Genomic DNA, 23,941 nt, shown 5'->3' on the forward strand with positions numbered 1-23,941 from the left:
AACTGGAGTAGCGTGTCGCAAAAGACTGGATGATCCCAACGAACCCTCGGCGAAACAGCGCCGGGACCGGTTGGGGACGGAGGAGCCCGATGCCGAATACCGCCGCCGACAAGCCGCACGTCCTGCTGTCGCACGAGATGCTCATGCCGCTGCAGCCGCTGCTGGAAGGCGCCTATACGGTGCACCGGCTATGGGACTATCCCGACCATCTGGCCTTTCTCGACGGCCCCGGGCGCGAGGTGCGGGCCATCGTGCACGCCGGCGAGATGGCGTTGCATCGCGACATGCTTTCGGAGATGCCCCGGCTGGGCCTGATCGCCTGCGTCAGCGTCGGCTATGACGGCGTCGATGTGCCGTGGTGCAAGGCGCACGGCATTTCGGTGACCCACTCCACCGGCCTGAACGCGGGCGATGTGGCCGACCACGCGGTGGGACTGGTCCTGGCCGCCTGGCGCGGCATCGTCGAGGGCGACCTCCGGCTACGTTCGGGCCATTGGACCCACGCCGAGCGCATGGCGCCGCGTCACGGCCTGCGTGGCCGCAAGGCCGGCATTGTCGGACTGGGCCACATCGGCGAGGCCGTGGCGCGCCGCCTGGAAGCCTTCGAGATGAAGATCGCCTGGTGGGCGCCGCGTCCCAAGGAAACCGATCGGCCGCGCGCCGAGAGCCTGCTGGCCCTGGCCCGAGACAGTGACGTGCTGGTGGTCTGCGCCCGGCCCGACACGTCCAACCGGCACATGATCTCCAAGGCGGTGATCGAGGCCCTGGGGCCGCAGGGCCTGCTGGTCAACGTCGCGCGAGGCTCGCTGATCGACGAGGACGCCATGATCGCGGCGCTGAAGGACGGCAGCCTGGGCATGGCGGCGCTGGATGTCTTCGAGCAGGAGCCGGCCCGGCCCGAGCGCTGGGCCGCCGTGCCGCGCACGGTGCTGACCCCCCATACGGCGGGCGCCACGCTGGACAGCATCCCGGCCATGGTTGGCCTGACGCTGGAAAACCTGCGCTGCTATTTCAATGGCGAGCCGCTGGCCTCTCCGGTCGGGGCCTAGTCGATGGGAAACGGCGCGGCGAACGGCTCGGGATCCAGACGCAGGCCGTTCACCAGCAGGCTGACGGTGCGATAGAAACCGGCCAGCATCATCAACTCGATCCGCGCCGGTTCGTCGAAGACGTCCGACAGTCGCGCCCACAGGGCGTCGTCGATGTCGGCGCGGGCGTTTACCGCGTCGCAAAAGTCGATCAGCAGCGCCTCGCGCGGCGACCAGCAGTTGGCGACGCCCGGTGCGACGGTCGCCGCCAACTGAGCGGGGTCGAGTCCTGCCTTTTCGGCGAAGATCGCGGCATGGACGCCCCACTCGTAGGTCGCGCCATTGAGGGCGCAGATGCGGTGGATCACGATTTCACGCTCGCGCAGGGAAAGGCGTCCGGGATCCAGCAGGCCGCCGCCCGTGAAGCGCGAGAACAGGCGCTCGTCGCGGGCCAGGGTGCGGAACAACGACAGGGGCTCGGCGCCCGGCGTTGTGAGCTGCTCCAAGGTTTTCTGGATAGCAGGCGGGTACGGCGCCTGGGCGGGCTGGATGCGGGCGGACATGTCCGTCTCCTTGTGCTACAGAATTTGTATCATGACGTCGGATCGAGTCGCTACAAAAAATGAAGCACCCCTGCCGGGCAGGCCGGTGCGGGGCTCATCGACGGGCCAGCCCATCATGGCGGCGCTGGACCTGCTGGGCCGGCGAGGAAGCCTGCGGATCGTCTGGGAGCTGCGCGACGGCGCCGTCCTGACCTTTCGCGCCTTGCAGGCCGCGGCAGAGCTGCCGCCGGGCACGCTGAACGTCCGCCTGGCCGAGCTGCGCGCGGCCGATGTCGTGGCCGCTGACAACGGCTATCGTCTCAGCCCTCGTGGCGTCGCGCTGTTCGAGGCTCTTGCGCCGCTGCTATCCTGGTCGCAGGCTTGGGCCAACGATCTGGCGGAGGGGGACTGATCATGGCCAGGGTGCTGGGTCTGGGCGGGATATTCTTCAAGGCGGCCGATCCGGCGGCCGTGCGCGATTGGTATGCTCGCGTGCTGGGGTTCGATATCCACGATTGGGGCGGAGCGATGTTCGATCATCCCGACGCCGGCAAGACCACCTGGTCGCCGTTTCCAGCCGACACGAAGTATTTCGAGCCGTCGCAGACGGCCTTCATGATCAACTTCATCGTCGATGATCTGGACGGCGTGCTGGCCAGGGCCGCCGCCGAGGGCGCCCTGCCAACCGGTTTGCAGGACGAGGGCGCCATGGGGCGTTTCGCCTGGCTTCTGGACCCGGCGGGGGTCAAGATTGAGCTCTGGGAGCCCGAGAAGGCCTCTCCTGAGGCATAATTTCAGCTTGCCAAATCGGACATAAAGATATCTTTATGTCCCTATGAAGCTATCAGCCGAACAGGTTGTCGAGGTGCTGCGCGCGGCCGGGGAATCCACCCGTCTGCGTCTGCTGGCGCTGCTCGCCAGCGAAGAACTTTCGGTGCTGGAGCTGTGCGGCATTCTGGACCAGAGCCAGCCCCGCGTCTCCCGCCATCTAAAGCTGCTGGCCGAGGCCGGGCTGGTGGAGCGGTTCCCCGACGGCGCCTGGGTCTTCTATCGCCTGGCGGGCAAGTCGCCGGGGCGCGGCCTGGTCGGGCAGGCGCTGGACCTCATCGACGCCGATGATCCCGCCGTGCGCGCCGACGCCGAGAAGCTGGCTCGGGTCCGGGCTGAACGCTCGACCGGCGCCCAGGCCTATTTCGCCCGCAACGCCGCCCGCTGGAACGAGATCCGGTCGCTGTATGTCGACGAGGCCGAGGTCGAGGCGGCGATCCTGCGCGCGGCGGGTGAGGGCCCCTTCGACGAACTGGTGGATCTGGGCGCCGGCGCGGGTCGCATGCTGACCCTGCTGGGCCAGCGGTCCGGTTCCGCCCTGGGGCTGGACCTCTCCCAGCAGATGCTCAACATCGCCCGCGACGAGGTGGCCAAGGCCGGCCTGCCCCGATGCGAACTGCGCCATGGTGACATCTTCGCCACCGGCCTGCCGGGCGGCTGCGCCGATCTGGTCACCGTCCATCAGGTGCTGCACTATCTGGGCGACCCCGCCGCCGCCGTGGCCGAGGCCGCTCGCTTGGTGGCCCATGGCGGGCTGCTGCTGATCGCCGACTTCGCGCCGCACGGCCACGAGTTCCTGCGCGAGGCGCACCAGCATCGCCGCCTGGGCTTCTCGGACGCCGAGATCACGCCTTGGCTCGAAGCCGCCGGCCTTGTGCTTGAAAGCAACATCGCCCTGCCGCCGTCCTCGGCCGAAGGGCTGACCGTAAAGATCTGGACGGCCCGCCGTCCGGCCGTTCGTTCCGTTGAAAGGAGCGCCGCATGACCCTTCCTCCCACGCGTCGCGTGATCGGTCCCGTCGCCCGCGCCGGCGAGCGGGGCCAAAGCCAGGGCGGTGGTCGGCCGCGCGTCTCCTTCGAGTTCTTTCCGCCCAAGACGCCGGCCATGGAGGAAAGCCTGTGGCAGGCGATCACCCGTCTGGCCCCGCTGGACCCGGCCTTTGTGTCGGTCACCTATGGCGCCGGCGGCTCGACGCGGGAGCGTACGCATCGCACCGTCAAGCGCATCCTGGACGAGACCAGCCTCAAGCCCGCCGCTCACCTGACCTGCGTCGGCGCCAGCCGCGACGAGGTCGACGAGGTGATCCGCGAATACTGGGAGACGGGGGTTCGCCACATCGTTGCGCTGCGCGGCGATCCTCCGCCGACCGAGGGCGGCATCGGCGGCGTCTATGTGCCGCGCGAAGATGGCTACGCCAACGCCACCGAACTGACCCGGGCCGTGCGCGGTATCGCGCCGTTCGAGGTGCTGGTCGGGGTCTATCCCGAGAAGCATCCGGAAAGCCCGTCGATCGCCCACGACATCGAGGTGCTGAAGGCCAAGGTCGACGCCGGCGCGACCCTGGCGATCAGCCAGTTCTTCTTCGACATCGACGCCTTCCTGCGCTTTGTCGACAAGGTGCGCGCCGCCGGGATCACCATCCCGATCGTGCCGGGCGTCATGCCCGTGACCAATTTCAACGGCCTGAAGAAGATGTCCCAGGCCTGCCAGACGGCGGTTCCGACCTGGCTGGCCAATCTGTTCGAGGGCTTGGACAATGACGCCGAGACCCGTCGCCTGATCGCCTGCTCGGTGGCCTCGGAAATGTGCGCCAAGCTGCAGGAACAGGGCTTCGAGGACTTTCACTTCTACACCCTCAACCGGGCCGACCTCGTCTACGCCATCTGCCGTGTGCTGGGCGTGCGGGAGGTTGGACCGATCTCGTCGGAGGCCGCCGCATGAAGATCCTGGCCCTGATCCTCTCGGTGGTCCTGTCCCTTGCGGCCGCGCCGGGCGCGCGCGCCGATGCCTGGCCTCCGGCCTCCTGGATGGCGCCCAACAAGCCCTATCGCGTGGTGGGCAATGTCTACTACGTCGGGTCCCAGGGGCTTTCGTCCTATCTGATCACCTCCTCGGAAGGTCATGTGCTGCTGGACGCCGGCATGTCGCCCGAGGGCGCCAAGCTGGTCGAGGCCAACATCGTCGCGCTGGGCTTCAAGCTGTCGGACGTGAAGATCCTGCTCAACACCCACGCTCACTATGATCACGCCGGCGGCCTGGCCCAGCTGAAGGCCGACACCGGGGCCAAGCTCTACGCCTCGTCGCAGGACAAGCCGGCCCTGGAGAAGGGCCGCCACTTCGGCGACAATGAGAACGGTCTGACGCCGTTTCCGGCCGTGAAGGTCGATCGCACCGTCGGCGAGGGTCAGAAGGTCAAGCTTGGCGAGACCACGCTGGTCGCGCACCTGACGCCCGGCCACACCATCGGCGGCACGACCTGGACGATGTCCGTCACCGAAAAGGGCCGTCCGCTGAACGTGGTGTTCTTCAACTCCATCTCGGTGGCCGGTAACGCCCTGGTGGGCAACAAGACCTATCCGAAGATCGTTTCGGACTATCGCGCCACCTTCGCCAAGCTGAAGCTGATGCCGGCCGATGTGTTCCTGCCCGCCCACGAAGAGCAGGGCGATCTGCTGGCCAAGCGCCAGCGGGTGCTGCGCGGCGACAACAACGCCTTCATCGATTCGACCGAGCTGGGCCGCTTCGTCGCCGCCTCTGAAGCCGCGTTCAACAAGGAGCTGGCGCGCCAGCAGGGAGCGGCCAAATGACCGACCTGACCACTCGAGCCGGCCGCATCGCCGCCCTGAAGGCCGCCGCCAAGGAGCGCGTGCTGATCCTCGACGGCTCCTGGGGCGTGATGTTCCAGAAGAAGAAGCTATCGGAAGCCGACTACCGCGCCGAACGCTTCGCCGACTATGACGGCCAGATGAAGGGCAATAACGACGTCCTGTGCCTGACCCGGCCCGACCTCGTGGCCGAGCTGCATGACGCCTATTTCGCCGCCGGCGCCGACATCTCCGAGACCAACACCTTCTCGGGCACCACCATCGCCCAGGCCGACTATCGTCTGGGCGAGAAGGACGTCTGGGATATCAATTATGAAGGCGCCCGCATCGGCCGCTCGGTCGCCGACCGCTGGCTGAAGGAGCATCCCGAAAAGCCGCGCTTCATCGCCGGCTCGATCGGGCCGTTGAACGTGATGCTGTCGATGTCGTCTGACGTGAATGATCCGGGCGCGCGGAAGGTGACCTTCGATCAGGTCTATGCGGCCTATCGCCAGCAGGTCTCGGCCCTCTACGAAGGTGGCGTCGATCTGTTCCTGATCGAGACCATCACCGACACGCTCAACTGCAAGGCCGCGATCAAGGCGATCCTGGACCTGCGCGACGAGGGCCACGAAGAGCTGCCGATCTGGATCAGCGGCACCATCACCGACCGCTCGGGCCGCACCCTGTCGGGCCAGACGGCCGAAGCGTTCTGGAACTCGATCAAGCACTGCAAGCCGTTCGCCGTGGGCTTCAACTGCGCCCTGGGCGCCGACCTGATGCGGCCGCACATCGCCGAGATGGCCCGCATCGCCGACACGCTGGTGGCGGCCTATCCCAATGCCGGCCTGCCCAACGCCATGGGCGAGTATGACGAGGAGCCGCACCAGACCGGCCACGCCCTGCACCAATGGGCGACGGACGGCCTCGTCAACATCCTGGGCGGCTGCTGCGGCACCACGCCCGACCACATCCGCCACGTGGCCGAGGCCGTCGCCGGCGTCACCCCGCGTCAGATCCCAGAGCGTCCCCGGGCCATGCGCCTGGCGGGCCTCGAACCCTTCGAACTGGTGGGCTGAAGATGACCGCCTGGGCTCCCGGACCTTTCGACAACGAAGAAGCGGCCGACTTCATCGAGGACCTGACCGAGGCGCCGGACTGGCGCATGGTCATGACGCTGATGGAGCACGCCGCCAATGTCAGCGGCTATCTGGAAGAGGCCGACGCCGAACTGGCCGTGGCCGCGGCCGCGGTGGTCGCCTCTTGCGTGGGCGCGGGGTCGGTGCTGCCCGACAACCACGCGGATCTGAAGGCCGCCCTGGGCGCGCCGCCGGAAGGCGCGGCCAACCTCGCCCGCAAGGCCCTGGCCCGCGTGGTGAGCACGGCGTCCGAACTCGACGAACTCTGGCAGGAAGGGGAAGACCACGACGCGTGGCTGACCCAGATCGCTGGTTTGCAATCCCTGTTGAACGGCCAATCATGAGACCTGTCTTCGTCAATATCGGTGAGCGCACCAACGTCACCGGCTCGGCCAAGTTCAAGAAGCTGATCGTCGAGGGCAACTACGGCGAAGCCCTGTCGGTGGCGCGCCAGCAGGTCGAGGCCGGGGCCCAGGTCATTGACGTCAACATGGACGAGGGCCTTCTGGACTCGAAGCTGGCCATGGTCACCTTCCTGAACCTGATGGCGGCCGAGCCCGACATCGCGCGGGTGCCGGTGATGATCGACAGCTCCAAGTGGGAGGTGATCGAGGCGGGCCTGAAGTGCGTGCAGGGCAAGGCCATCGTCAACTCGATCTCCATGAAGGAGGGCGAAGCCAAGTTCATCGAGCAGGCCAAGCTGTGCCTGCGCTACGGCGCGGCCGTGGTGGTGATGGCGTTCGACGAAGTGGGCCAGGCCGACACCGCCGCCCGCAAGATCGAGATCTGCGAAAAGGCCTATCGCATCCTGGTCGACAAGGTGGGCTTCCCGCCGGAAGACATCATCTTCGACCCCAATATCTTCGCCGTGGCGACGGGGATCGAGGAGCACGACAACTACGCCGTCGACTTCATCGAGGGTACGCGCGAGATCAAGAAGCGCTGTCCCTATGCCCGGATCTCGGGCGGGGTGTCGAACGTCTCGTTCAGCTTCCGGGGCAACGAGCCCGTGCGCCGGGCGATCCACTCGGTGTTCCTGTACCACGCCATCGCGGCGGGCATGGACATGGGCATCGTCAACGCCGGCGACCTGCCGGTCTATGACACGCTGGATCCCGAACTGCGCGAGGCCGTCGAGGACGTGATCCTCAACCGCCCGCAGCGGACCAACGTCTCCAATACCGAGCGCCTGGTCGACCTGGCCCCGCGCTACAAGGGCGACAAGAGCCAGGTCCAGACCGCCAATCTGGAATGGCGCAAGGGCAGCGTGGGCGAGCGCATCACCCACGCCCTGGTCAACGGAATCACCGAGTTCATCAACGAGGACACCGAAGAGGCGCGCCTGTCGGTCGAGCGGCCGCTGCACGTCATCGAAGGCCATTTGATGGATGGCATGAACGTGGTCGGCGACCTGTTCGGCTCGGGCAAGATGTTCCTGCCGCAGGTGGTGAAATCGGCTCGCGTCATGAAGCAGGCCGTGGCCTGGCTGGAGCCGTTCATGGAGGCCGAGAAGGCCGGCAAGCCGCGCGAGCAGGCCGGCCGCATCCTGATGGCGACGGTCAAGGGCGACGTCCACGACATCGGCAAGAACATCGTCGGCGTGGTGCTGCAGTGTAACAATTACGAGGTCATCGACCTGGGCGTGATGGTCCCGGCCGATCGCATCCTGGACGAGGCGCGCAAACACAAGGTCGACATGATCGGCCTGTCGGGCCTGATCACCCCGTCGCTGGACGAGATGGTGTTCGTGGCCTCCGAGATGGAGCGCCAGGGCTTCACCATCCCGCTGCTGATCGGCGGGGCCACCACCAGCCGCACCCATACGGCGGTCAAGATCGAGCCGGCCTATTCCAAGGGCTCGACCACCTATGTGCTGGACGCCAGCCGCGCCGTCGGCGTGGTCTCGGGCCTGCTGTCGGCCAGCGAGCGCGACCGCCTGCAGGCCGAGACGCGGGCCGAATATATCCGCATCCGCGAGCAATATGCCCGGGGCCAGACGGCCAAGGCCCGCACCAGCATCGCGGAAGCTCGCCAGAAGAGGTTCGCCATCGACTGGGCAGGCTATACGCCGCCCAAGCCGGCCTTCATCGGCACGCGCGCGTTCGAGCCCTCGCTGGAAGAGCTGGTCCCGTTCATCGACTGGTCGCCATTCTTCGCCAGCTGGGAGCTGATCGGCCGCTTCCCGCAGATCCTCGAGGACGACGTGGTGGGCGAGGCCGCCACCGAGCTCTATCGCGAAGCCCGCGAGATGCTCGACAAGGTGGTCGCCGAGAAATGGTTCGGCGCCAAGGGCGTGATCGGCTTCTGGCCGGCCCAGGCCCAGGGCGACGACATCGTTCTCTATACGGACGACACCCGCACCGCCGAGCTGTCGCGCCTGCACACCCTGCGCCAGCAGATGGACAAGGGGGCCGGCAAGACCAACGCCGCGTTGTCAGACTTCGTCGCGCCGATCGGGCAGGGGGCGGACTATATCGGCGCCTTCGCCGTCACCGCCGGCCACGGCGAGGACGAGATCGTCAAGCGCTTCAAGGACGCCGGCGACGACTACAGCGCCATCATGGCCTCGGCGCTCGCGGATCGCCTGGCCGAGGCCTTCGCCGAGTGGCTGCACTACAAGGCTCGCGTCGAGCTTTGGGGCTATGCGCCCGACGAGACGGGGGACGCCGACCACATGATCGCCGAGACCTATCAGGGCATCCGCCCCGCGCCCGGCTATCCGGCCCAGCCCGATCACACCGAAAAGGGCACGCTGTTTGCCCTGCTCGACGCCACCGAGCAGACCGGCATGATCCTGACCGAGAGCTTCGCCATGAGCCCCGGCGCGGCGGTCAGCGGCCTCTATTTCAGCCATCCCAAGAGCCACTATTTCGGCGTTGGCAAGGTGGATCTGGATCAGGTCGAGGACTATGCGGCCCGCAAGGGCTGGGACCTGGCCAAGGCCGAGAAATGGCTGGCGCCGATCCTCAACTATGATCCCGGCGCGAAGGCGCGGGAGGCCGCGGCATAGAAAGCGGGCAGCCGACTCCATCGTCGGCGCGCCCCGATCCTGGATGTCCACGGGTGAACGAAAATACCGCCAGATCGCGCGGTGATCGGCCAGCGCATCTCTTTTGGCGAACAATGTGCGCCAATACGTCCAGAAACGCCGCTCGGTAAGGAATTCATCAAGAGGTGGTGTGAACGATACGTCCGTCTTCTGGGACGTCCGTATGAACCGCAACAATATCGAGCTGAAGATCTTCGGCCTGATCGTCTGCATGGCGACGGGCATGATCCTGCTTGCCGCCGGCCTGCTGTTCACCGCCACGCGTCAGGCCGACCTGCGCGAACGCCAGTATGAGCAGACCCTGGTCGGCAACGGACTTCGCCAGCGCGGCCGGGAGGTTCAGACCGCCCTCAATCCCTATGTCATCTGGGATGAGGCGATCCACAAGCTCGACAACAATTTCGATCTGGAATGGGCCAGCCAGAATGTGGGCGCCTCGATCGGCGGGGCGCTGGGCTACAGCGTCGTGTTCGTGCTGGACGCCAACAACCAGCCCATCTACGGCCATATCAACGGCACGGACGTCGATCCTAGGTCGTTCGGCGTCTATGCCGCCCAGACCCAGCGCCTGATCGACCAGGTTCGCGCCATCGAGGCCGATCCCGTCAAGGTGGCCAAGCTTCGCGCCGTCCATAAGGGCCGGGTCGAACTGATCGGCGAGGAGCCGGTCATGATCACCGTCTCGCTGGTGCGCCCCGATCTGAAGGCCAAGACTCTTGGGCCGCGCGGACCGCTGATCGTCTCGGGCCTGCCGGTGGCCAGCAGCATCGTGAAGGCGTTTTCAGAGCGCTTTCTGCTGAAGGACGCGCGCATCGAGGTCGTGCCCGCCAGTGAGATCAAGGGCGAAAACGCTCAGGCCCTCATGGGCCGGGCGCCGGACGGCCGCGGCATCGTGCTGCGCTGGACGCCCCGCAAGCCGGGCGGTGACCTGCTGCGGCAGGCTACGCCGATCCTTTGTCTGGCCTTCCTCGCCGCCGCCACTGGTCTGGTCCTGCTGTTCCGGGTCACGCGCCGCGCGGCCAAGAAGCTGCTGCTGAGCGAGGCCGAGGCCAAGCATCTGGCCCTGCACGATCCGCTGACGGGTCTGGCCAACCGCACGCTGTTCACCGACCGTCTGGTCCACGCCCACGCCCTGCTGCGGCGCAAGCCCGGCTATCTGGGCGTGCTGTGCATCGACCTGGACCGCTTCAAGGAAGTCAACGACAGCTACGGCCACGACGCCGGCGATCAGGTCATCCGCGAGGTCGCGCGGCGGCTGAAGCAGATCTGCCGCGAGACCGACACCATCTGTCGCCTGGGGGGCGACGAGTTCGCCATCATCCAGCCCGACACCACCCCGGCTGGCTGCGCCACCCTGGCCCAGCGCGTGGTCGAGGGCCTGTCGGGCGAGCTGGACCTGACCATCGGCCGCGCCGAGCTGTCTTGCTCGGTCGGGGTCGCCGTGGTCTCCGACGCCGAACAGGGCCAGGCCGAGATGCTGCGTCAGGCCGACGTGGCCCTGTATCGCGCCAAGGAAGCCGGTCGCGGCCGCTACTGCTTCTTCGAGCCCGAGATGGACGCGGCCCTGCGCCTGCGCAAGATGCTGGAGCGCGACCTGCGCGCCGCCATCGAGCAGGAACGTCTGACCGTCGCCTACCAGCCGCTGACCGACGCCCGCGGCGTGATCACCGGGGTTGAGGCCCTGGCCCGCTGGCACGATCCGGAGCGCGGCGACATCTCGCCGGCCATCTTCATTCCGTTGGCCGAGGCGACGGGCCTGATCGCCGCCATCGGCCGCTTGGTGTTCCGGCGCGCCTGCTATGACAGCCTGCGCTGGTCGGGGCTGGAGGTGTCGGTCAATGTCTCGGCGCTACAATTGAGCGCCGCGGGCTTCGTCGACGAGGTCGAGGGGATCCTGGCCGAAACCGGGGCTCAGGCCGCGAGCATCGTGCTGGAGATCACCGAGACGGCCCTGCTCAAGGACAGTGACGGCGTCCATGAGGCCCTGCGTCGTCTCAAGCGCCTGGGCTTCCGCCTGGCCCTGGACGATTTTGGCACCGGCTACGCCAGCCTGGCCTATCTGCGCCGTCATCCGATCGACAAGCTGAAGATCGACCGCTCGTTCGTCTCCAACCTCACGCCAGACAGCGAAGCGGCCTCGGTGGCCGCCGCGATCATCAGCCTGGCCCGCTCGCTGGGCCTGAAGACCACGGCCGAAGGTGTCGAGACCCAGGCCCAGTTCGACATTCTGGTGAAGCTGGGCTGTGTCGAGTTCCAGGGCTTCCTGCTCGGACGTCCCATGCCGGCCGACGCCATCGCCGGCGTTCGCGAGCAGCGCTCCAAGCCCAGTCGCGAAGCCGTCTCGACCAAGGCCCGCCGCTAGACTCTACGGCGGGGTAGGGCTGGTCAATCGGCCGTTTCCCACGGCATGCTCGCCTCAACGGAGGCGACGACCTCCGATCGGGAGGAACGTCACGTGGATCATCAAGGCATTAGCCGTCGAGGCCTCGCGGGGCTGGCGCTGGGTGGAGCGGCGCTTGGCCTCAGCGGCTGCGAGGGCAAGCCCGATACGGAGCTTCATCCCCGGTCGCGGCAATTTCCGAAAGACTTCGTCTGGGGCGTGGCCAGCGCCGCCTTCCAGACCGAGGGGGCGCTCGACGTGGATGGGCGCGGGCCCAGCGTATGGGACACCTTTGAGAAGAAACCCGGCGTCATCGTGGACGGATCCGACGCCAGCGTCGCCACCGACAGCTATCGCCGCTACGCCGATGACATCGACCTGATCGCCGGCGCCGGTCTGGACGCCTATCGCTTCTCGATCAGCTGGTCGCGGGTGCTGCCCAGCGGGGAGGGGGCGATCAACTCCGCCGGCCTGGATCACTATTCGCGGATGGTCGATGGCCTGCTGGCCAAGGGGATCACACCTTACGCCACGCTGTTCCACTGGGACCTGCCTCAGGCCCTGCAGGACAAGGGCGGCTGGAAGAACCGCGACACGGCCTATCGCCTGGCCGACTACGCCCACGCGGTGGTCGACAGGCTGGGCGACCGGCTCAAGCGCTACATCATTCTCAACGAGGCGGCGGTGCACACCGTGTTCGGCCATGTGCTGGGCGAGCAGGCTCCGGGCCTGAAGGACATCGGTCAACTGGGGCCGGTGACCCACCACATGAACCTGGGGCAGGGGCTGGCGATCCAGGCGCTGCGGGCGGCGCGAAGCGACCTGAGCGTCGGCACCACCATGGCCCTGCAGCCGTGTCGGCCGGCGGGCGGCGCGCTCTGGAACCGCCTGGCTTCGGACGGGCTGGACGCGTTGTGGAACCGCGCCTGGCTGGATCCCCTGTTCAAGGGCGCCTACCCCGGAGCGATGGACGATTTCCTCAAGGGTGTTGTTCGCGATGGCGACTTGGCGATCACACGCCAGAAGGTCGACTTCCTGGGGGTGAACTACTACGCGCCGGCCTATGTGCGGCTGGATCTGGCTTCAGCCAGCCATATCGCGCCGGCTCAGCCGCCGAAGGGCGCTGAACTGGACGCCTTTGGTCGCCACATCGACCCCTCGGGCCTGTTCGAGGTGCTGGAGATGGTGCGTCGCTACTACGGCAACCCGCCGGTCATGATCACCGAAAACGGCGCGTCGGACCCTTTCGGCAAGGGCCCCGCGATCATCGACGACACTTTCCGGATAAACTACCTGCGCCGGCATCTGGAGGCCGTGCTGGCCGCCCGGGAGGCCGGCTCGCCCATCGGGGGCTATTTCTGTTGGACCCTGCTCGACAATTTCGAGTGGGACTTGGGCTACACCTCGAAGTTTGGCCTTGTGTCGCATGACCGCGCGACGGGCGTGAGGACGCAGAAGGCCTCCTACGCGTGGTTCAAGGCTTTGGCCGCCAGCGGGGCGCTGCCGTCCTCCCCCTGAAGGAGGAGGACACAGTCAGTCCGGCTTGCAGACCAGAACGTCCTTGCCGCCCCGCTTGGCGGGTTCGAGGCGACCGGCGCAGGGCTTGGGATCGGCGAGGTCGATGATGATCTCGGCCTTTGCCGCTGGGGCTTTGATCGGCTTGGGCGCGGGGGCCTTGGCCATCGGCTTGGCCACGGGGGCGGGTTTGGGCGTTTCCGCGACCGGCGGAGCGGCCTGTTCGATCGGGGCCGGGGCGACGGGCTCGGGCGCCGGCTGCGGGGCGGTGTCTGGCGCGGGAGCCGGAGCGGGCGCGGCGTTGTAGATCAGCGCCTTGCCCAGCACGTTGGAGCGTTTCTCAAGGGTCTTGGCGCGGGTCTCGCAGTCGCCCGGCGGAGACCAGCTCATCCACACCTGGGCCAGACGCGCCTTGTTGGTGGCGTCCGAACCCGCCCAGACCGAGCGGCCCTTGTTGATGGCGAGGCGGCCATATTCGGAGATCGGACGCGGGCTGGCCTTTTCGGCGGCGGTGATCGCGGCGGTGTAGGTCTTCAGGTCCATGCGGGCTTGGGCGCGCATTTCCGGATAGACCTTCAGCGAGGCTTCGACGCCCCCCGGGCTGGGGAAGGCCTTCTCGATGCGGGTGACTTCCGGCATCACCTTGTCATAGAGGTCCACATAGCCGCCCAGCGCCCCATAGCACCACGAGACATAGCCGTAGTCGTCAGTCGGCGCCGACGCGGCCGAGGTCGGCGGCGCCGCGGTGGCTGGAGCTTGTCCCATCAGGGCCAGGGCGAGAAGGAGGGCGTTCCCCATGCGGGCGGAAGTCCTTGTGCAGAGCAGTGACGCGTTGAGTAGAGCATTTCGAGGTCGAATGGGACCACAGGATGGCGCCCGGTCGCCCCGAAGCTGCGCCATAACGACTGGCGCGCCGAAAGGCTCCGGTATGAATTCGAGTTCATTCTGCCCCGGGCGGGGTGGGGGTTGCGGCGGAATATGTTAGAAAGCGCCATGGAAGCGTGATCCGTATCGCGCCGCCGCGCGTATCTGCCTTGTCATAACTTAGCCACGCTTCTGGACTTTTCCGCCTTTCATGACCTTCTGGCGCAACATCGCAAGCATCGCCGCGCGCCGGCTCGATCTGGCCGACTGCACGGATTGTCCTTCCGGATTGCCGGGTGAGGATCCGGCGTTCTCGACGGCTGTGACCGCGCTGGGCGCCAAGCTGGCCAAGGCCGACGGCCGCGCCGACGGACACGAGTTCGCGGCCTTCACCGAGGTGTTCCAGCCCGATCCGGCCTCGGAAGGCAATATCCACAGGCTCTACGACCTGGCCCGCCAGACCACGCATGGCTTCGAAAGCTATGCCAAGCGCCTGGCCAAGCGCTATCGAACCTGCCCGATGATCCTCGAGGACGTCGTCGATGGCCTGTTCCACATCGCCAAGGCCGACGGCGTGGTGACCCAGGACGAGCTGGACTATGTCGAGCGGGTCGCCGATCTGTTCGGTCTCTCGCCCTTGGTGTTCCGTCGCCTGCGGGCGGTGCATATGGGCGCGGGTCCCGACGATCCGTACACGATCCTGGACGTTCCCGCCGACGCGGACGACGCCACCGTGCGCAGCGCATGGAAGACGGCTCTGTCGTCGGCTCACCCCGATCGGGCGCGGGCGCGGGGTCTTCCCAATGAGTTCATCGAGGTGGCCGAGGCCAAGTCGGCCGCGATCAACGCCGCCTTCACCACGGTGATGCGCGAGCGTCGCGACCTGGGTCTGGCGACGGCCGGCTAGGCTACTCAAAACCCAGAGACGATATGTCTCGGGCGAAATGGGCTTTTCAGATCGTTCACGCGGGTGTTGAGTTGACCTTCGGCATCCGAGAACCAACCTTGTTGACCATACGTGCTGCTGTGAGGCCTTAGGCCCGGAAGGGACGATCGATGACGGGTTCGACAACGATGGCCGGTGGTTCGGCTCTGCGTAGCCTGGCTTGGCTTGCCGGCGCGCTGGCGACGTCCGCCGCCGTGGTGATCGGCTCGGTGCTCGCCGTCGTCTTCGCCGCCACCGTCGTGGTCATCGGTTTCATGGGCAGCGCGCTGTTCGGCCTTGTGGCCTTGGCCCTTCGGGCGCGTCGCACGGTCAAGGCCAAGACCAGCGATGATCCGACCCTGATCGAGGCCCGCAACGTCGGCGGCCATTCCTGGGTCGCCTACGGCTGGAACGAGCGGCCCTAGCCACCCACACCTGATTTTGACGCTTCCCCAACGTCGCCCTTGCGGCGCGCGTCCGCGTGGTCGATGCTGCTTTCAAACAAGCGTTGGGAGGCGAGCATGATCGGTGTAGTGGCGACCTTGAAGGTCCAGGTCGACAAGACCTCTGAATTCGAAGCGGTGTTCCTGGATCTGGCGGCCAAGGTGAAGGCCAATGAGCCGGGCTGCCTGCTGTACCAGCTGACCAAGTCCAAGACCGAAGCCGGCGTCTACAAGGTGCTGGAACTGTACGCCTCCATGGACGACCTGAAGGCTCACGGCGGCACGGACTATTTCAAGGCCGGCGGCGCGGCGATGGGGCCGTTCATGGCCGGGCGTCCCGAGATCGAATATCTGGACGCGGTGGAGTAGCAGACATGGATCTCGCCTTTTCACCCGAGGATCTGGCCTTCCAGCAGGAAGTCCGCGACTGGATCGCCACCGCCTATGACGACGATCTGCGCCGGCAGATGAGCCAGTCCAAGAACGGCTATCTGGACAAGGCTGGCCAGGTGAAATGGCAGAAGAAGCTGTACGAGCGCGGTTGGGCCGCGCCCGACTGGCCGGTGGAGTGGGGCGGCTGCGGCTTCTCGCCGTCGCAGCGCTACATCTTCAACATGGAGCTGAGCCTGGCGGGCACGCCCAATCCTTCGCCCATGGGCCTGAAGATGTGCGCGCCGGTCATTCTGGCGTTCGGCACCGAGGCGCAGAAAAAGCAGCACCTGCCGCCGATCCTGTCGTCCGACATCTGGTGGTGCCAGGGCTATTCCGAGCCCGGCTCGGGATCGGATCTGGCCAGCCTGCAGATGAAGGCCGAGCGCGATGGCGACGACTATGTGCTGAACGGCTCGAAGATCTGGACCACCCAGGCCCAGTGGGCCGACTGGATGTTCTGCCTGGTGCGCACCTCGACCGAGGGCAAGCCCCAGAACGGCATCAGCTTCCTGCTGCTGCGCATGGACAGCCCTGGCATCCAGATCAAGCCGCTGCCCACCCTGGACGGTCCCGCCGAGGGCGAGCAGGAGATCAATCAGGTCTTCTTCGACAATGTCCGCGTGCCGATCGCCAATCGTATCGGCGAGGAGAACAAGGGCTGGACCTACGCCAAGTACCTGCTCGAGTTCGAGCGCGGCAACGCCTATGCGCCGGGCCTGATGAACATGATCCACAAGGTGCGCAAGATCGCGACGCTGGAACTGGCCGATGACGGCGGCCGCCTGATCGACGATCCGGACTTCCGCTCCAAGATCTCCAACCTGGAGATCTCGGTCGAGGCCCTGAACGCGGCCGAACTGCGGATCTTCTCGGGCAAGAGCGCGGGCAAGGCCGTGGGACCGGCTTCGTCTATGCTGAAGTGCGCGGGCTCGGAGGCCCAGCAGGCGATCACAGAACTGACCCTCGAAGCGGTCGGAAACTATGCCGCCCCGTTTGTTCGCGACACCTGGGCGCCCAGCAATGAGGGCCGCGCGGGCCCCGACTACGCCGCGCCCGCCGCGCCCAGCTATTTCAGCTACCGCAAGGCCTCGATCTATGCCGGGTCCAACGAGATCCAGCGCAACATCATGGCCAAGATGGTTCTGGGGCTTTAGGCCCCGCGTCCTTCGAGGCTCGCCAAGGGCTCGCACCTCAGGATGAGGAAGTTCTGTTCTGATTTCCTCATCCTGAGGCGCCTGCGAAGCGGGCCTCGAAGGACGCACTGCTTCTCAACCCGGCACAGGCTCGGTTGCAGATTTTCTGCATAGTCCACAATCGCAACCCGCCTCATAACATTCCCAACACCGACCTCCTTCGGAGCGCCCATGGCCCTCGACGCCCTCTTCAAGCCGTTTGAATTCAAGTCGCTGAAAATGCCCAACCGGGTGGTGATGGCGCCGATGACCCGGTCGTTCTCGCCAGGCGGCGTGGCGACGGATGACGTTGCCGCCTACTACCGTCGGCGCGCCGAGAACCAGGTCGGCCTGATCATCACCGAAGGCACGGGCGTGGCCCGCGACGCTTCGCTGAACGACGCCAATGTCCCGCGCTTCCATGGCGAGAAGGAACTGGCGGCCTGGAAGAAGGTGGTCGACGAGGTCCACGACGCCGGCGGCCTGATCGCCCCGCAGCTGTGGCATGTGGGCGCCGCCAAGGGCAAGGACGTGCTGGGCAAGATCGATAGCCCCTCGGGACTGTCGAAGCGGGGCGGAACGCCCTTCACCGAGCCGATGACCGATGCCGACATCGCCGACACCATCGCCGCGTTCGCCTCGGCCGCCGCCGACGCCAAGCGCCTGGGCTTTGACGCGGTGGAACTGCACGGCGCCCATGGCTATCTGATCGACCAGTTCTTCTGGGACGGCACCAATGTCCGCACCGACGCCTTCGGCGGTCCGACCATCGGCGAGCGTGGTAAGTTCGCCGCCGAGATTCTCAAGGCTGTTCGCGCCGCCGTCGGCCCTGATTATCCCGTGATCATCCGCCTGTCGCAGTGGAAGCAGCAGGAATATACGGCCCGCCTGGCGACCACGCCCAAGGAAATGGAAGCCTGGCTTCAGCCGCTGGCCGACGCCGGCGCGGATATCTTCCACTGCTCGCAACGCCGCTTCTGGGAGCCGGAATTCGAGGGCAGCGACCTGAACTTCGCCGGCTGGGCCAAGAAGCTGACCGGCGCCCCGACCATCACCGTGGGCTCGGTGGGGCTGTCGGGCGAGTTCATCGCGGCCTTCGGCGGCGAAGGTAGCCAGCCGGCCTCGATCGATGGTCTGCTGGAACGCCTCGATCGCGGCGAGTTCGACCTCGTCGGCGTGGGCCGCGCCCTGCTGCAGGATCCGGAGTGGGTCGTGAAGATCCGCGAGGGCCGCAACGACGAACTGAAGAACTTCGAACGCGAAGCCCTGGGCGTTCTCTACTAGGCTTTCAGTCCTCCCCCTGAAGGGGGAGGACTTTTTGCTAACCGTTGAAGTTCAGCTTCAGCCCGGGCCTCGGCCACCGGGCCTTGTAGAGCTTGCCGGTTCCCGACGCGGTGATCCACGCGTCGCGCATGTCGGCGCCGCCAAAGCAGATGTTGGTGACGATCACGTCCGGGAAGGCGAAATGCTCGGTCGAACCGTCGGGATCAAAGGCGGTGATCCCGCCATTGATGATGGTCGCCACGCAGACCTTGCCACCGGCCTCGACCGCCAGGCTGTCCAGCAGCTGATAGCCCGGCAGGTTGCAGACCACATTGCCGGGCGCGAAGCCGGCGACGGGCGCCAGCTCGCCGGGCGCGGCGATGTCGAACGACCACAGGCGCCCCAGGGTGGTGTCGGCCATGTAGACGGTCTTCTCGTCGGGCGAGAGGCCCACGCCATTGGGCGAGACGAAGTGGTCGCGCCAGCGGGTGATCTTCGAGCCGTCAGTGAGGGCGTAATAGAGCGCGCCGAACTTGCGGCCGTCGGGCGTCGAGCAGCCGTGGTCGGTGAACCAGAACCCGCCCTGCCTGTCGAACACCAGGTCGTTGGGACCGACCAGCGGCTTGCCGTCGCATTCTGTGTAGAGCGTGGTGACCGCGCCGGTCGCGACGTCCACCCGCTGGATCGAGCCGCCGGTGTGGCTGGGCGGCGTGGGACCGGGCACGTTCAGGCCGCCCATGTCGATGAACTGGAAACTGCCGCCATTGTTGGTGACATAGATCGCGCCGTCCGGACCGATGGCCGCGCCATTGGGCCCGCCGCCGGTGTCCGCCACCGTCTCGCGCTTGCCGTCAGGCGTGATGCGGCTCAGCCGCTGGCCCTGAATCTCGGTGAGGATCACCGAGCCGTCGGCCATGGCGATCGGGCCCTCCGGAAACAGCAGGCCTTCGGCGACCAGTTGGATGTCCATGCGTCTCTCCCAAACCGCCTCTGACGGGCGGATGAGAGAGACTATAAACGCGCGTTTGAATGCCGCTAGCGGTTTACGCCTTGGGCGTCGCGCCGATCGACCACACGAAGCCGAACGGGTCCTTCAGCACGCCGTAGCGGTCGCCCCAGAACATCAACTGCACCGGCATGGTCGCTTCGCAGCCGGCCTCGATGGCGCGGTTGAACCAGGCGTCGGCGTCATCGACCTGCAGATGCAGGGTCACGGCGGCGGGCGGCTGGGCGGGGTGGCCATGCTCGGGAAAGCCGTCGCTAAACAGCAGGTCGTCGCGATTGATCGTCACGGCGCAGTGCATCAGCCGCTTGCCGTCCTGGGCCGGTATGCGGCTCTTCTCCTCGGCCGCGAAGGCCTTCTGGTAGAAGGTCGAGGCCGCCGCCGCGCCGGCGCCGCCAACACAGAGATAGGGAGTCAGGCCGCCCGTCGGCCCGCGTTGTTCGGGACTGATGTCTGTCATGGCTATGTCCTCCTGCGGGCCTGCCTTGGCCTTCGCGCCATAGGACGCGCGAGCCTTGGCCGCGCCGACATCGCACTCTGAATTTTTAGCGCCGCTCCAGCACGCGGAAGACGAAGGCGTGATCATCGTCCGGGCCGGCGGGGTGCTCTTCCCGGCGGACTTCGGTCCAGGCGGCTTCGTCGAAGTCGGGGAAGGTGACATCGCCCGCGACCTCGGCGTCCACCTCGGTCAGGTACAGCCGCTTGGCTTTGGGCAGGGCCGCCTCGAACAGGCTGCGGCCCCCGATGACGCAGACCTCGTCGACGCCATCGTCCTCGGCCTGCTCGCGGGCCATCTGCACGGCTTCCATGAAGCTCTCGCAGACCACAGCCTGGGCGGGCTCGAACGAGCCGTCGCGCGACAGCACCACGTTCATGCGGCCGGGCAGGGGCTTGCGGGGCAGGCTGTCCCAGGTCTTGCGACCCATGATGATCGGTTTGCCCAGGGTGTTGGCCTTGAACAGGGCCAGGTCTGACTTCAACCGCCACGGCAGGTCGCCGTCACGACCGATGACGCCGTTGGCGGCGCGAGCGACGACGATGGAAAGGATCGGGATCATGGCTCCTGCTTAGCCTCGCCCTTTGACGGACGCCAGACAAGAGACCTTGCCAGTTATCTGAACGTCGTTAACTTGCGGGTGGGGAGACACCAACATGGCGATATCAGCCTTCGAGATGCACATGGCCCGCACGGGCGGCGTCGAGGTGTTGCAGGGGCGCTCCGTCGTCCTGGATCCGCCCGGCCCGGGCGAGGCGCGGGTGGCGATCGAGGCGGCCGGCGTCGCCTTCGCCGACATCGTCATGCGCACGGGGCTTTATCCGGGCGTCAAGGCGCCGGTGACGCCAGGCTATGATCTGGTCGGCCGGATCGAGGCCCTGGGGCCGGGCGTCGCGGGCTTCTCGGTGGGCCAGCGCGTGGCGGCCCTGACGGTGACGGGCTCCTACGCCGATCGTCGCAATGTTTCGGCCAGCCATCTTGTCGCCGCCCCCGAGGGCGTCGCGGCCGAGGCGTTGGTGGCCGGCGTCCTGAACGGCCTGACGGCCTGGCAGATGTTCCACCGCGTCGCCTCGGCCCAGCCCGGCGAATGGGTTCTGGTCCATGGCGCCGCCGGCGGCGTCGGCGGGCTGCTGCTGGACCTGGCCCGTCTGGTCGGGGTGCGGGCGATCGGCACGGCCTCGGCGGGCAAGCGGGCGGTGGTGGAGGCCAAGGGCGGGGTTTATGTCGACTATCGCGCCGAGCCGGTGGCCGAGCGGGCCAGGGCGCTGTCCGGCGGCGGAGTCGTCGCGGCCTTTGACCATGTCGGTGGCCCGCACCTGAAGACCGCCTCGATCGCCGCCCTGCGCGACGGCGGCACGGCGGTGCTCTATGGCGGCTATGACGCCACGCGTGGCGGCAAGATGCGGCCGGCTGCGATGATCCGCATGCTGCTGGCCGATCGCCTGTCGGCGCTGAAGCTGTTTTCGTCGAGCCAGGGCGTGGTGGGCTACAACGTCACCTCCTGGCGTGACGCGCGTCCCGAGGCCTATCGCCAGGATCTGGCGGCCGTGCTGGCTCTGATCGGCGCGGGCCAGCTCAAGCCTCAGATCGGCGCGACCTTCCCCTTGGCCGAGGCGGCCAAGGCGCAGGACCTGCTGCAGTCGACCGGAGTGGCCGGGAAGATCGTCCTGAAGCCTTAGGGCTGGCCGAATGGAACAATGATCTGCTGCGCACTGGCGCGCGCGATCAGTTCGCCATCGGGCCGGAAAAAGTCGGCCTCGACGTGGATGATCGACTTCGTCTTGGCCACGACCCGGCCCTCGAGACGAAGCGGTTCGGCCTTGCCCACCCGTATGAAGTCGATCTTCAGGTTGCTGGTGCGGAACATCGCGTCCGCCGGCGCCGCGGTCATGGCCGCGAAGGCCAGGATCTGGTCGGCCAGCGCCGCCAGATAGCCACCAAACAGCGAGCCGTCGCTGTTGAGAAGCTCTGGCGAGGGGGTCCAGGTCTTTCTGGCCCACCCCGGGCCCCAGTCATCCAGTCCGCCCAGTTTCAGGGTCTCGACAACAGGCGGCAGGGCCGTGTCGCCGGCCTTCAGCTGATCCAGGCGATCGGTAGCCCAGGTCAGACCGAAACCTCGGCCTTGATGTGCGGGTGGGCCTCATAGCCCTCCAGCTTGAAGTCTTCGTACTCAAACCCGAACAGGTCGCGCTTGTCGGCGATGGTCAGGGTGGGGAAGGGGAACGGCTCGCGGGTCAGTTGCTCGCGGGCCTGGTCCAGATGGTTCAGATAGAGGTGGGCGTCGCCAAAGGTATGGACGAACTCGCCCGGCTCCAGTCCCACCACCTTGGCGACCATCAGGGTCAGCAGGGCATAGGAGGCGATGTTGAACGGCACGCCCAGAAAGACGTCGGCGCTGCGCTGGTAGAGCTGGCAGCTGAGTTTTCCGTCCGCGACGAAGAACTGGAACAGGCAGTGGCAGGGGGGCAGGGCCATGTCCTCGACATCGGCCGGGTTCCAGGCGCTGACGATGTGGCGGCGGCTGTTGGGATTGGTCTTCAGGCCTTCGATCAGGTTCTGGATCTGATCGATGGACTGCCCGTTCGGCGCCGCCCACGAGCGCCATTGCTTGCCGTAGACCGGGCCCAGATCGCCGTTCTCGTCGGCCCACTCATCCCAGATGCGGACGCCGTTTTCCTTCAGCCAGGCGATGTTGGTGTCGCCCTTCAGGAACCACAGCAGCTCGATGAAGATCGAGCGCAGGTGCAGCTTCTTGGTGGTCAGGACGGGGAAGCCCTTGGACAGGTCAAAGCGGATCTGCCGGCCGAACACGCCCCTTGTGCCCGTGCCCGTGCGATCGCCGCGCTCGACGCCGTTATCCAGGATGTCGGCGAGCAGGTTCAGGTACTGCCGCTCGGGATGGTCGGCGGGGGCGGCTTGGGCGAGGATGGGCGAGACGGCGTTCATGGCGACACTGTCCTACGCGAATCGACGTCCTGGCCAATCACAAAAACGCCCCGCAGGAGGGTTCCTGCGGGGCGTTTCGTCGCGCGTGGGATGGAGCCTATTTCGCGGGCTCCAGCCCGGCGTTCAGAACCCAGCCGACGTTGTCGTTCTCGTCGGCCACTTCCCACCACATGTCCTGCTTCTTGCCGGTGGGATAGACGATCGAGCCGGCCGGCAGCGCGCGCAGAAGCTTTCCGCCAGCCACAGGCGTTGCGCGCAGATTGACGACCCGTGTGGCCACGAAGGTCTTCGACGGGGCGGCCTGGGCGGCCGGGACGTCAGATGACAGAAGGCCAAGATCGGTGACGAGCTTGGTGTAGCTGTTGATGAACGAAAGGGTGACGATCCGCCCGATCTCTGTGTCTTCGTAGCCGCCGCCGACAGCGCCGGCGAAGCCGATGCCGCCTCCGACGCCCCAGCCGATGTCGTTCTTCACGGCATAGCCTTCCTGCACGGCCACGGTCTCGGTGGTGCGCACATTGGTCAGCGACAGGACGGTGTTGGCTTCGAGCTTCTTGGTCTTGATGCCTCCGACCAGACCGCCGACGCGGCCGCCGATCAGGCCGCCGATGGCCCCGGCTACGGCGCCGCCGCCGGCGTTGCTGTCACTGGCCTGAACCTCAGCGACCAGCACGTAGTCGGCGGCCTTGATCTGGCCCTGGCCGACATTGGAGCCGCGCTGCAGGCCCAGGTTGCCGCCGATGTTGCGCTCGGTCTGGGCGGCGTTGAGGCCCGCGCCCCGATCGACCAGATTGAAGCAGCCCGACTTCTGGACCATGGCCTTGAGCAGCTTTTGCGGCGAGGCCAGATTGTACTGCATCCAGCCGCGCGTATCGTCGCCGTCGATGATCGACAGGGTGCCCAGCTTGCGCGCGCAGTGCGGGATCTCGGCGACCGCCTGGGTTTGCATCTGCTGGGCCTTGCTGGCCTTGGCCTGGGAGAACGCTTGCGCCGGCGCGATGACCGAAAGGGCGACGCCTAGGGCGGCCAGGCCAGACAGATATTTCATTTTCCAAAGCCCCTGCTGTGTAGCTTCAACCGTACATGGATCGACACGCACGGCCAAGATTTCG

Annotated in this window: 24 protein-coding genes and 2 pseudogenes; 17 read left to right on the forward strand and 9 right to left on the reverse strand. The window is 66.8% G+C overall.

The genetic code is table 11. The annotated features are described in order from the left end of the window. Nucleotides 1-89: 89 nt before the first annotated feature. A complete protein-coding gene (locus tag ACQY9P_RS13970) occupies nt 90-1,049 on the forward strand; it encodes a 2-hydroxyacid dehydrogenase (RefSeq protein WP_421738678.1) in 960 nt (319 codons plus the stop codon). On the opposite strand, the pseudogene ACQY9P_RS13975 reads toward ACQY9P_RS13970, so the two are convergent. Together ACQY9P_RS13975 and ACQY9P_RS13980 are read right to left on the reverse strand one after the other, a co-directional pair. Further along, nucleotides 1,046-1,344, reverse strand: a pseudogene (locus ACQY9P_RS13975) (hypothetical protein). The gene ACQY9P_RS13970 and the pseudogene ACQY9P_RS13975 sit on opposite strands and share 4 nt — an antisense overlap. Further along, nucleotides 1,307-1,591: pseudogene (locus ACQY9P_RS13980) on the reverse strand (carboxymuconolactone decarboxylase family protein); the annotation flags it as partial. The pseudogenes ACQY9P_RS13975 and ACQY9P_RS13980, both read right to left, overlap by 38 nt. 31 nt (nt 1,592-1,622) lie before the next feature. On the opposite strand from ACQY9P_RS13980, the gene ACQY9P_RS13985 reads away from it, so the two are divergent. From ACQY9P_RS13985 to ACQY9P_RS14030, 10 genes are all read left to right on the forward strand, one after another. Next, nucleotides 1,623-1,982, forward strand: a complete 360-nt coding sequence (locus ACQY9P_RS13985; protein ID WP_421738677.1) for a winged helix-turn-helix transcriptional regulator — start codon at nt 1,623-1,625, stop codon at nt 1,980-1,982. Nucleotides 1,983-1,984: 2 nt separating this feature from the next. Next, the gene (locus tag ACQY9P_RS13990) at nt 1,985-2,362 is read left to right on the forward strand and encodes a VOC family protein (RefSeq protein WP_421738676.1); all 378 of its coding nucleotides are present in this window, start codon (nt 1,985-1,987) and stop codon (nt 2,360-2,362) included. A gap of 43 nt (nt 2,363-2,405) precedes the next feature. Next, a complete protein-coding gene (locus ACQY9P_RS13995; RefSeq protein ID WP_421738675.1) occupies nt 2,406-3,383 on the forward strand; it encodes a metalloregulator ArsR/SmtB family transcription factor in 978 nt (325 codons plus the stop codon). Continuing rightward, the gene (gene metF / locus ACQY9P_RS14000; protein WP_421738674.1) at nt 3,380-4,339 is read left to right on the forward strand and encodes a methylenetetrahydrofolate reductase [NAD(P)H]; all 960 of its coding nucleotides are present in this window, start codon (nt 3,380-3,382) and stop codon (nt 4,337-4,339) included. Before ACQY9P_RS13995 ends, metF begins: the two co-directional genes overlap by 4 nt. Next, on the forward strand, nt 4,336-5,205 hold the full coding sequence (gene bla / locus ACQY9P_RS14005; RefSeq protein WP_421738673.1) for a subclass B3 metallo-beta-lactamase: 870 nt from the start codon (nt 4,336-4,338) through the stop codon (nt 5,203-5,205). The genes metF and bla overlap by 4 nt, the downstream gene beginning before the upstream one ends. Continuing rightward, nucleotides 5,202-6,281 (forward strand): homocysteine S-methyltransferase family protein, encoded by a 1,080-nt coding sequence (locus tag ACQY9P_RS14010; RefSeq protein ID WP_421738672.1) that lies wholly within the window; start codon nt 5,202-5,204, stop codon nt 6,279-6,281. Before bla ends, ACQY9P_RS14010 begins: the two co-directional genes overlap by 4 nt. Before the next feature lie 2 nt (nt 6,282-6,283). Further along, nucleotides 6,284-6,685, forward strand: a complete 402-nt coding sequence (locus ACQY9P_RS14015) for a DUF4259 domain-containing protein (RefSeq protein WP_421738671.1) — start codon at nt 6,284-6,286, stop codon at nt 6,683-6,685. After that, nucleotides 6,682-9,351, forward strand: a complete 2,670-nt coding sequence (metH, locus tag ACQY9P_RS14020; protein ID WP_421738670.1) for a methionine synthase — start codon at nt 6,682-6,684, stop codon at nt 9,349-9,351. Before ACQY9P_RS14015 ends, metH begins: the two co-directional genes overlap by 4 nt. Nucleotides 9,352-9,520: 169 nt before the next feature. Continuing rightward, the gene (locus ACQY9P_RS14025) at nt 9,521-11,752 is read left to right on the forward strand and encodes a putative bifunctional diguanylate cyclase/phosphodiesterase (protein WP_421738669.1); all 2,232 of its coding nucleotides are present in this window, start codon (nt 9,521-9,523) and stop codon (nt 11,750-11,752) included. 93 nt (nt 11,753-11,845) lie between these two features. After that, complete coding sequence (locus tag ACQY9P_RS14030) at nt 11,846-13,288, forward strand: GH1 family beta-glucosidase (RefSeq protein ID WP_421738668.1); 1,443 nt, start codon at nt 11,846-11,848, stop codon at nt 13,286-13,288. Between the two features lie 15 nt (nt 13,289-13,303). Here ACQY9P_RS14030 and ACQY9P_RS14035 read toward each other — a convergent pair whose 3' ends face one another. Then, nucleotides 13,304-14,083, reverse strand: coding sequence for a hypothetical protein (locus ACQY9P_RS14035; RefSeq protein WP_421738667.1), 780 nt, complete (start codon nt 14,081-14,083; stop codon nt 13,304-13,306). 277 nt (nt 14,084-14,360) lie between these two features. Between ACQY9P_RS14035 and ACQY9P_RS14040 the strand changes: the two genes are divergently transcribed. The 5 genes from ACQY9P_RS14040 (at nt 14,361) to ACQY9P_RS14060 (ending at nt 18,405) form a co-directional block, all read left to right on the forward strand. Beyond that, nucleotides 14,361-15,056: a TerB family tellurite resistance protein gene (locus ACQY9P_RS14040; protein ID WP_421738666.1), complete on the forward strand. Its 696-nt coding sequence runs from the start codon at nt 14,361-14,363 to the stop codon at nt 15,054-15,056. Between the two features lie 149 nt (nt 15,057-15,205). Then, complete coding sequence (locus tag ACQY9P_RS14045; RefSeq protein ID WP_421738665.1) at nt 15,206-15,499, forward strand: hypothetical protein; 294 nt, start codon at nt 15,206-15,208, stop codon at nt 15,497-15,499. 96 nt (nt 15,500-15,595) lie between these two features. Next, the gene (locus ACQY9P_RS14050; protein ID WP_421738664.1) at nt 15,596-15,886 is read left to right on the forward strand and encodes a putative quinol monooxygenase; all 291 of its coding nucleotides are present in this window, start codon (nt 15,596-15,598) and stop codon (nt 15,884-15,886) included. Nucleotides 15,887-15,891: 5 nt separating this feature from the next. Then, nucleotides 15,892-17,103 carry an acyl-CoA dehydrogenase family protein gene (locus ACQY9P_RS14055; RefSeq protein WP_421738663.1) on the forward strand — a complete coding sequence of 404 codons (1,212 nt, stop codon included), beginning with the start codon at nt 15,892-15,894 and terminating at the stop codon, nt 17,101-17,103. 210 nt (nt 17,104-17,313) lie between these two features. Next, nucleotides 17,314-18,405, forward strand: a complete 1,092-nt coding sequence (locus ACQY9P_RS14060) for an NADH:flavin oxidoreductase (protein ID WP_421738662.1) — start codon at nt 17,314-17,316, stop codon at nt 18,403-18,405. Between the two features lie 37 nt (nt 18,406-18,442). On the opposite strand, the gene ACQY9P_RS14065 is transcribed toward ACQY9P_RS14060, so the two are convergent. The 3 genes from ACQY9P_RS14065 to ACQY9P_RS14075 form a co-directional block, all read right to left on the reverse strand. Continuing rightward, nucleotides 18,443-19,354 carry an SMP-30/gluconolactonase/LRE family protein gene (locus ACQY9P_RS14065; protein WP_421738661.1) on the reverse strand — a complete coding sequence of 304 codons (912 nt, stop codon included), beginning with the start codon at nt 19,352-19,354 and terminating at the stop codon, nt 18,443-18,445. Nucleotides 19,355-19,427: 73 nt separating this feature from the next. Further along, nucleotides 19,428-19,847 carry a VOC family protein gene (locus ACQY9P_RS14070; protein WP_421738660.1) on the reverse strand — a complete coding sequence of 140 codons (420 nt, stop codon included), beginning with the start codon at nt 19,845-19,847 and terminating at the stop codon, nt 19,428-19,430. 85 nt (nt 19,848-19,932) lie between these two features. Then, entirely contained in the window at nt 19,933-20,445 is a 513-nt protein-coding gene (locus tag ACQY9P_RS14075; RefSeq protein WP_421738659.1) for a dihydrofolate reductase, read from the reverse strand. A 94-nt stretch (nt 20,446-20,539) separates the two neighbouring features. On the opposite strand from ACQY9P_RS14075, the gene ACQY9P_RS14080 reads away from it, so the two are divergent. Next, the gene (locus ACQY9P_RS14080) at nt 20,540-21,562 is read left to right on the forward strand and encodes a zinc-binding dehydrogenase (RefSeq protein WP_421738658.1); all 1,023 of its coding nucleotides are present in this window, start codon (nt 20,540-20,542) and stop codon (nt 21,560-21,562) included. Here the strand turns inward: ACQY9P_RS14080 and ACQY9P_RS14085 are convergent. The 3 genes from ACQY9P_RS14085 to ACQY9P_RS14095 form a co-directional block, all read right to left on the reverse strand. Continuing rightward, nucleotides 21,559-21,990 (reverse strand): PaaI family thioesterase, encoded by a 432-nt coding sequence (locus tag ACQY9P_RS14085; RefSeq protein WP_428151661.1) that lies wholly within the window; start codon nt 21,988-21,990, stop codon nt 21,559-21,561. The genes ACQY9P_RS14080 and ACQY9P_RS14085 overlap by 4 nt on opposite strands. Next, a complete protein-coding gene (locus ACQY9P_RS14090) occupies nt 21,987-22,829 on the reverse strand; it encodes a thymidylate synthase (protein WP_421738657.1) in 843 nt (280 codons plus the stop codon). Before ACQY9P_RS14090 ends, ACQY9P_RS14085 begins: the two co-directional genes overlap by 4 nt. A 97-nt stretch (nt 22,830-22,926) precedes the next feature. Continuing rightward, nucleotides 22,927-23,877 carry an SH3 domain-containing protein gene (locus tag ACQY9P_RS14095; protein ID WP_421738656.1) on the reverse strand — a complete coding sequence of 317 codons (951 nt, stop codon included), beginning with the start codon at nt 23,875-23,877 and terminating at the stop codon, nt 22,927-22,929. Between the last annotated feature and the right edge of the window lie 64 nt (nt 23,878-23,941).

This window comes from Caulobacter sp. (assembly GCF_965279145.1).
Lineage (GTDB): Bacteria > Pseudomonadota > Alphaproteobacteria > Caulobacterales > Caulobacteraceae > Caulobacter.

Coding starts and splice junctions, on each gene's coding strand:
- ACQY9P_RS14095 (WP_421738656.1), bottom strand. CDS start 23,877: ATGAAATATCTGTCTGGCCTGGCCGCCCTAGGCGTCGCCCTTTCGGTC.
- bla (WP_421738673.1), top strand. CDS start 4,336: ATGAAGATCCTGGCCCTGATCCTCTCGGTGGTCCTGTCCCTTGCGGCC.
- ACQY9P_RS14040 (WP_421738666.1), top strand. CDS start 14,361: ATGACCTTCTGGCGCAACATCGCAAGCATCGCCGCGCGCCGGCTCGAT.
- ACQY9P_RS14035 (WP_421738667.1), bottom strand. CDS start 14,083: ATGGGGAACGCCCTCCTTCTCGCCCTGGCCCTGATGGGACAAGCTCCA.
- ACQY9P_RS13990 (WP_421738676.1), top strand. CDS start 1,985: ATGGCCAGGGTGCTGGGTCTGGGCGGGATATTCTTCAAGGCGGCCGAT.
- ACQY9P_RS14065 (WP_421738661.1), bottom strand. CDS start 19,354: ATGGACATCCAACTGGTCGCCGAAGGCCTGCTGTTTCCGGAGGGCCCG.
- ACQY9P_RS14015 (WP_421738671.1), top strand. CDS start 6,284: ATGACCGCCTGGGCTCCCGGACCTTTCGACAACGAAGAAGCGGCCGAC.
- ACQY9P_RS14075 (WP_421738659.1), bottom strand. CDS start 20,445: ATGATCCCGATCCTTTCCATCGTCGTCGCTCGCGCCGCCAACGGCGTC.
- metH (WP_421738670.1), top strand. CDS start 6,682: ATGAGACCTGTCTTCGTCAATATCGGTGAGCGCACCAACGTCACCGGC.
- ACQY9P_RS14050 (WP_421738664.1), top strand. CDS start 15,596: ATGATCGGTGTAGTGGCGACCTTGAAGGTCCAGGTCGACAAGACCTCT.
- metF (WP_421738674.1), top strand. CDS start 3,380: ATGACCCTTCCTCCCACGCGTCGCGTGATCGGTCCCGTCGCCCGCGCC.
- ACQY9P_RS13985 (WP_421738677.1), top strand. CDS start 1,623: ATGACGTCGGATCGAGTCGCTACAAAAAATGAAGCACCCCTGCCGGGC.
- ACQY9P_RS14060 (WP_421738662.1), top strand. CDS start 17,314: ATGGCCCTCGACGCCCTCTTCAAGCCGTTTGAATTCAAGTCGCTGAAA.
- ACQY9P_RS14010 (WP_421738672.1), top strand. CDS start 5,202: ATGACCGACCTGACCACTCGAGCCGGCCGCATCGCCGCCCTGAAGGCC.
- ACQY9P_RS14045 (WP_421738665.1), top strand. CDS start 15,206: ATGACGGGTTCGACAACGATGGCCGGTGGTTCGGCTCTGCGTAGCCTG.
- ACQY9P_RS14070 (WP_421738660.1), bottom strand. CDS start 19,847: ATGACAGACATCAGTCCCGAACAACGCGGGCCGACGGGCGGCCTGACT.
- ACQY9P_RS14080 (WP_421738658.1), top strand. CDS start 20,540: ATGGCGATATCAGCCTTCGAGATGCACATGGCCCGCACGGGCGGCGTC.
- ACQY9P_RS14055 (WP_421738663.1), top strand. CDS start 15,892: ATGGATCTCGCCTTTTCACCCGAGGATCTGGCCTTCCAGCAGGAAGTC.
- ACQY9P_RS13995 (WP_421738675.1), top strand. CDS start 2,406: ATGAAGCTATCAGCCGAACAGGTTGTCGAGGTGCTGCGCGCGGCCGGG.
- ACQY9P_RS13970 (WP_421738678.1), top strand. CDS start 90: ATGCCGAATACCGCCGCCGACAAGCCGCACGTCCTGCTGTCGCACGAG.
- ACQY9P_RS14090 (WP_421738657.1), bottom strand. CDS start 22,829: ATGAACGCCGTCTCGCCCATCCTCGCCCAAGCCGCCCCCGCCGACCAT.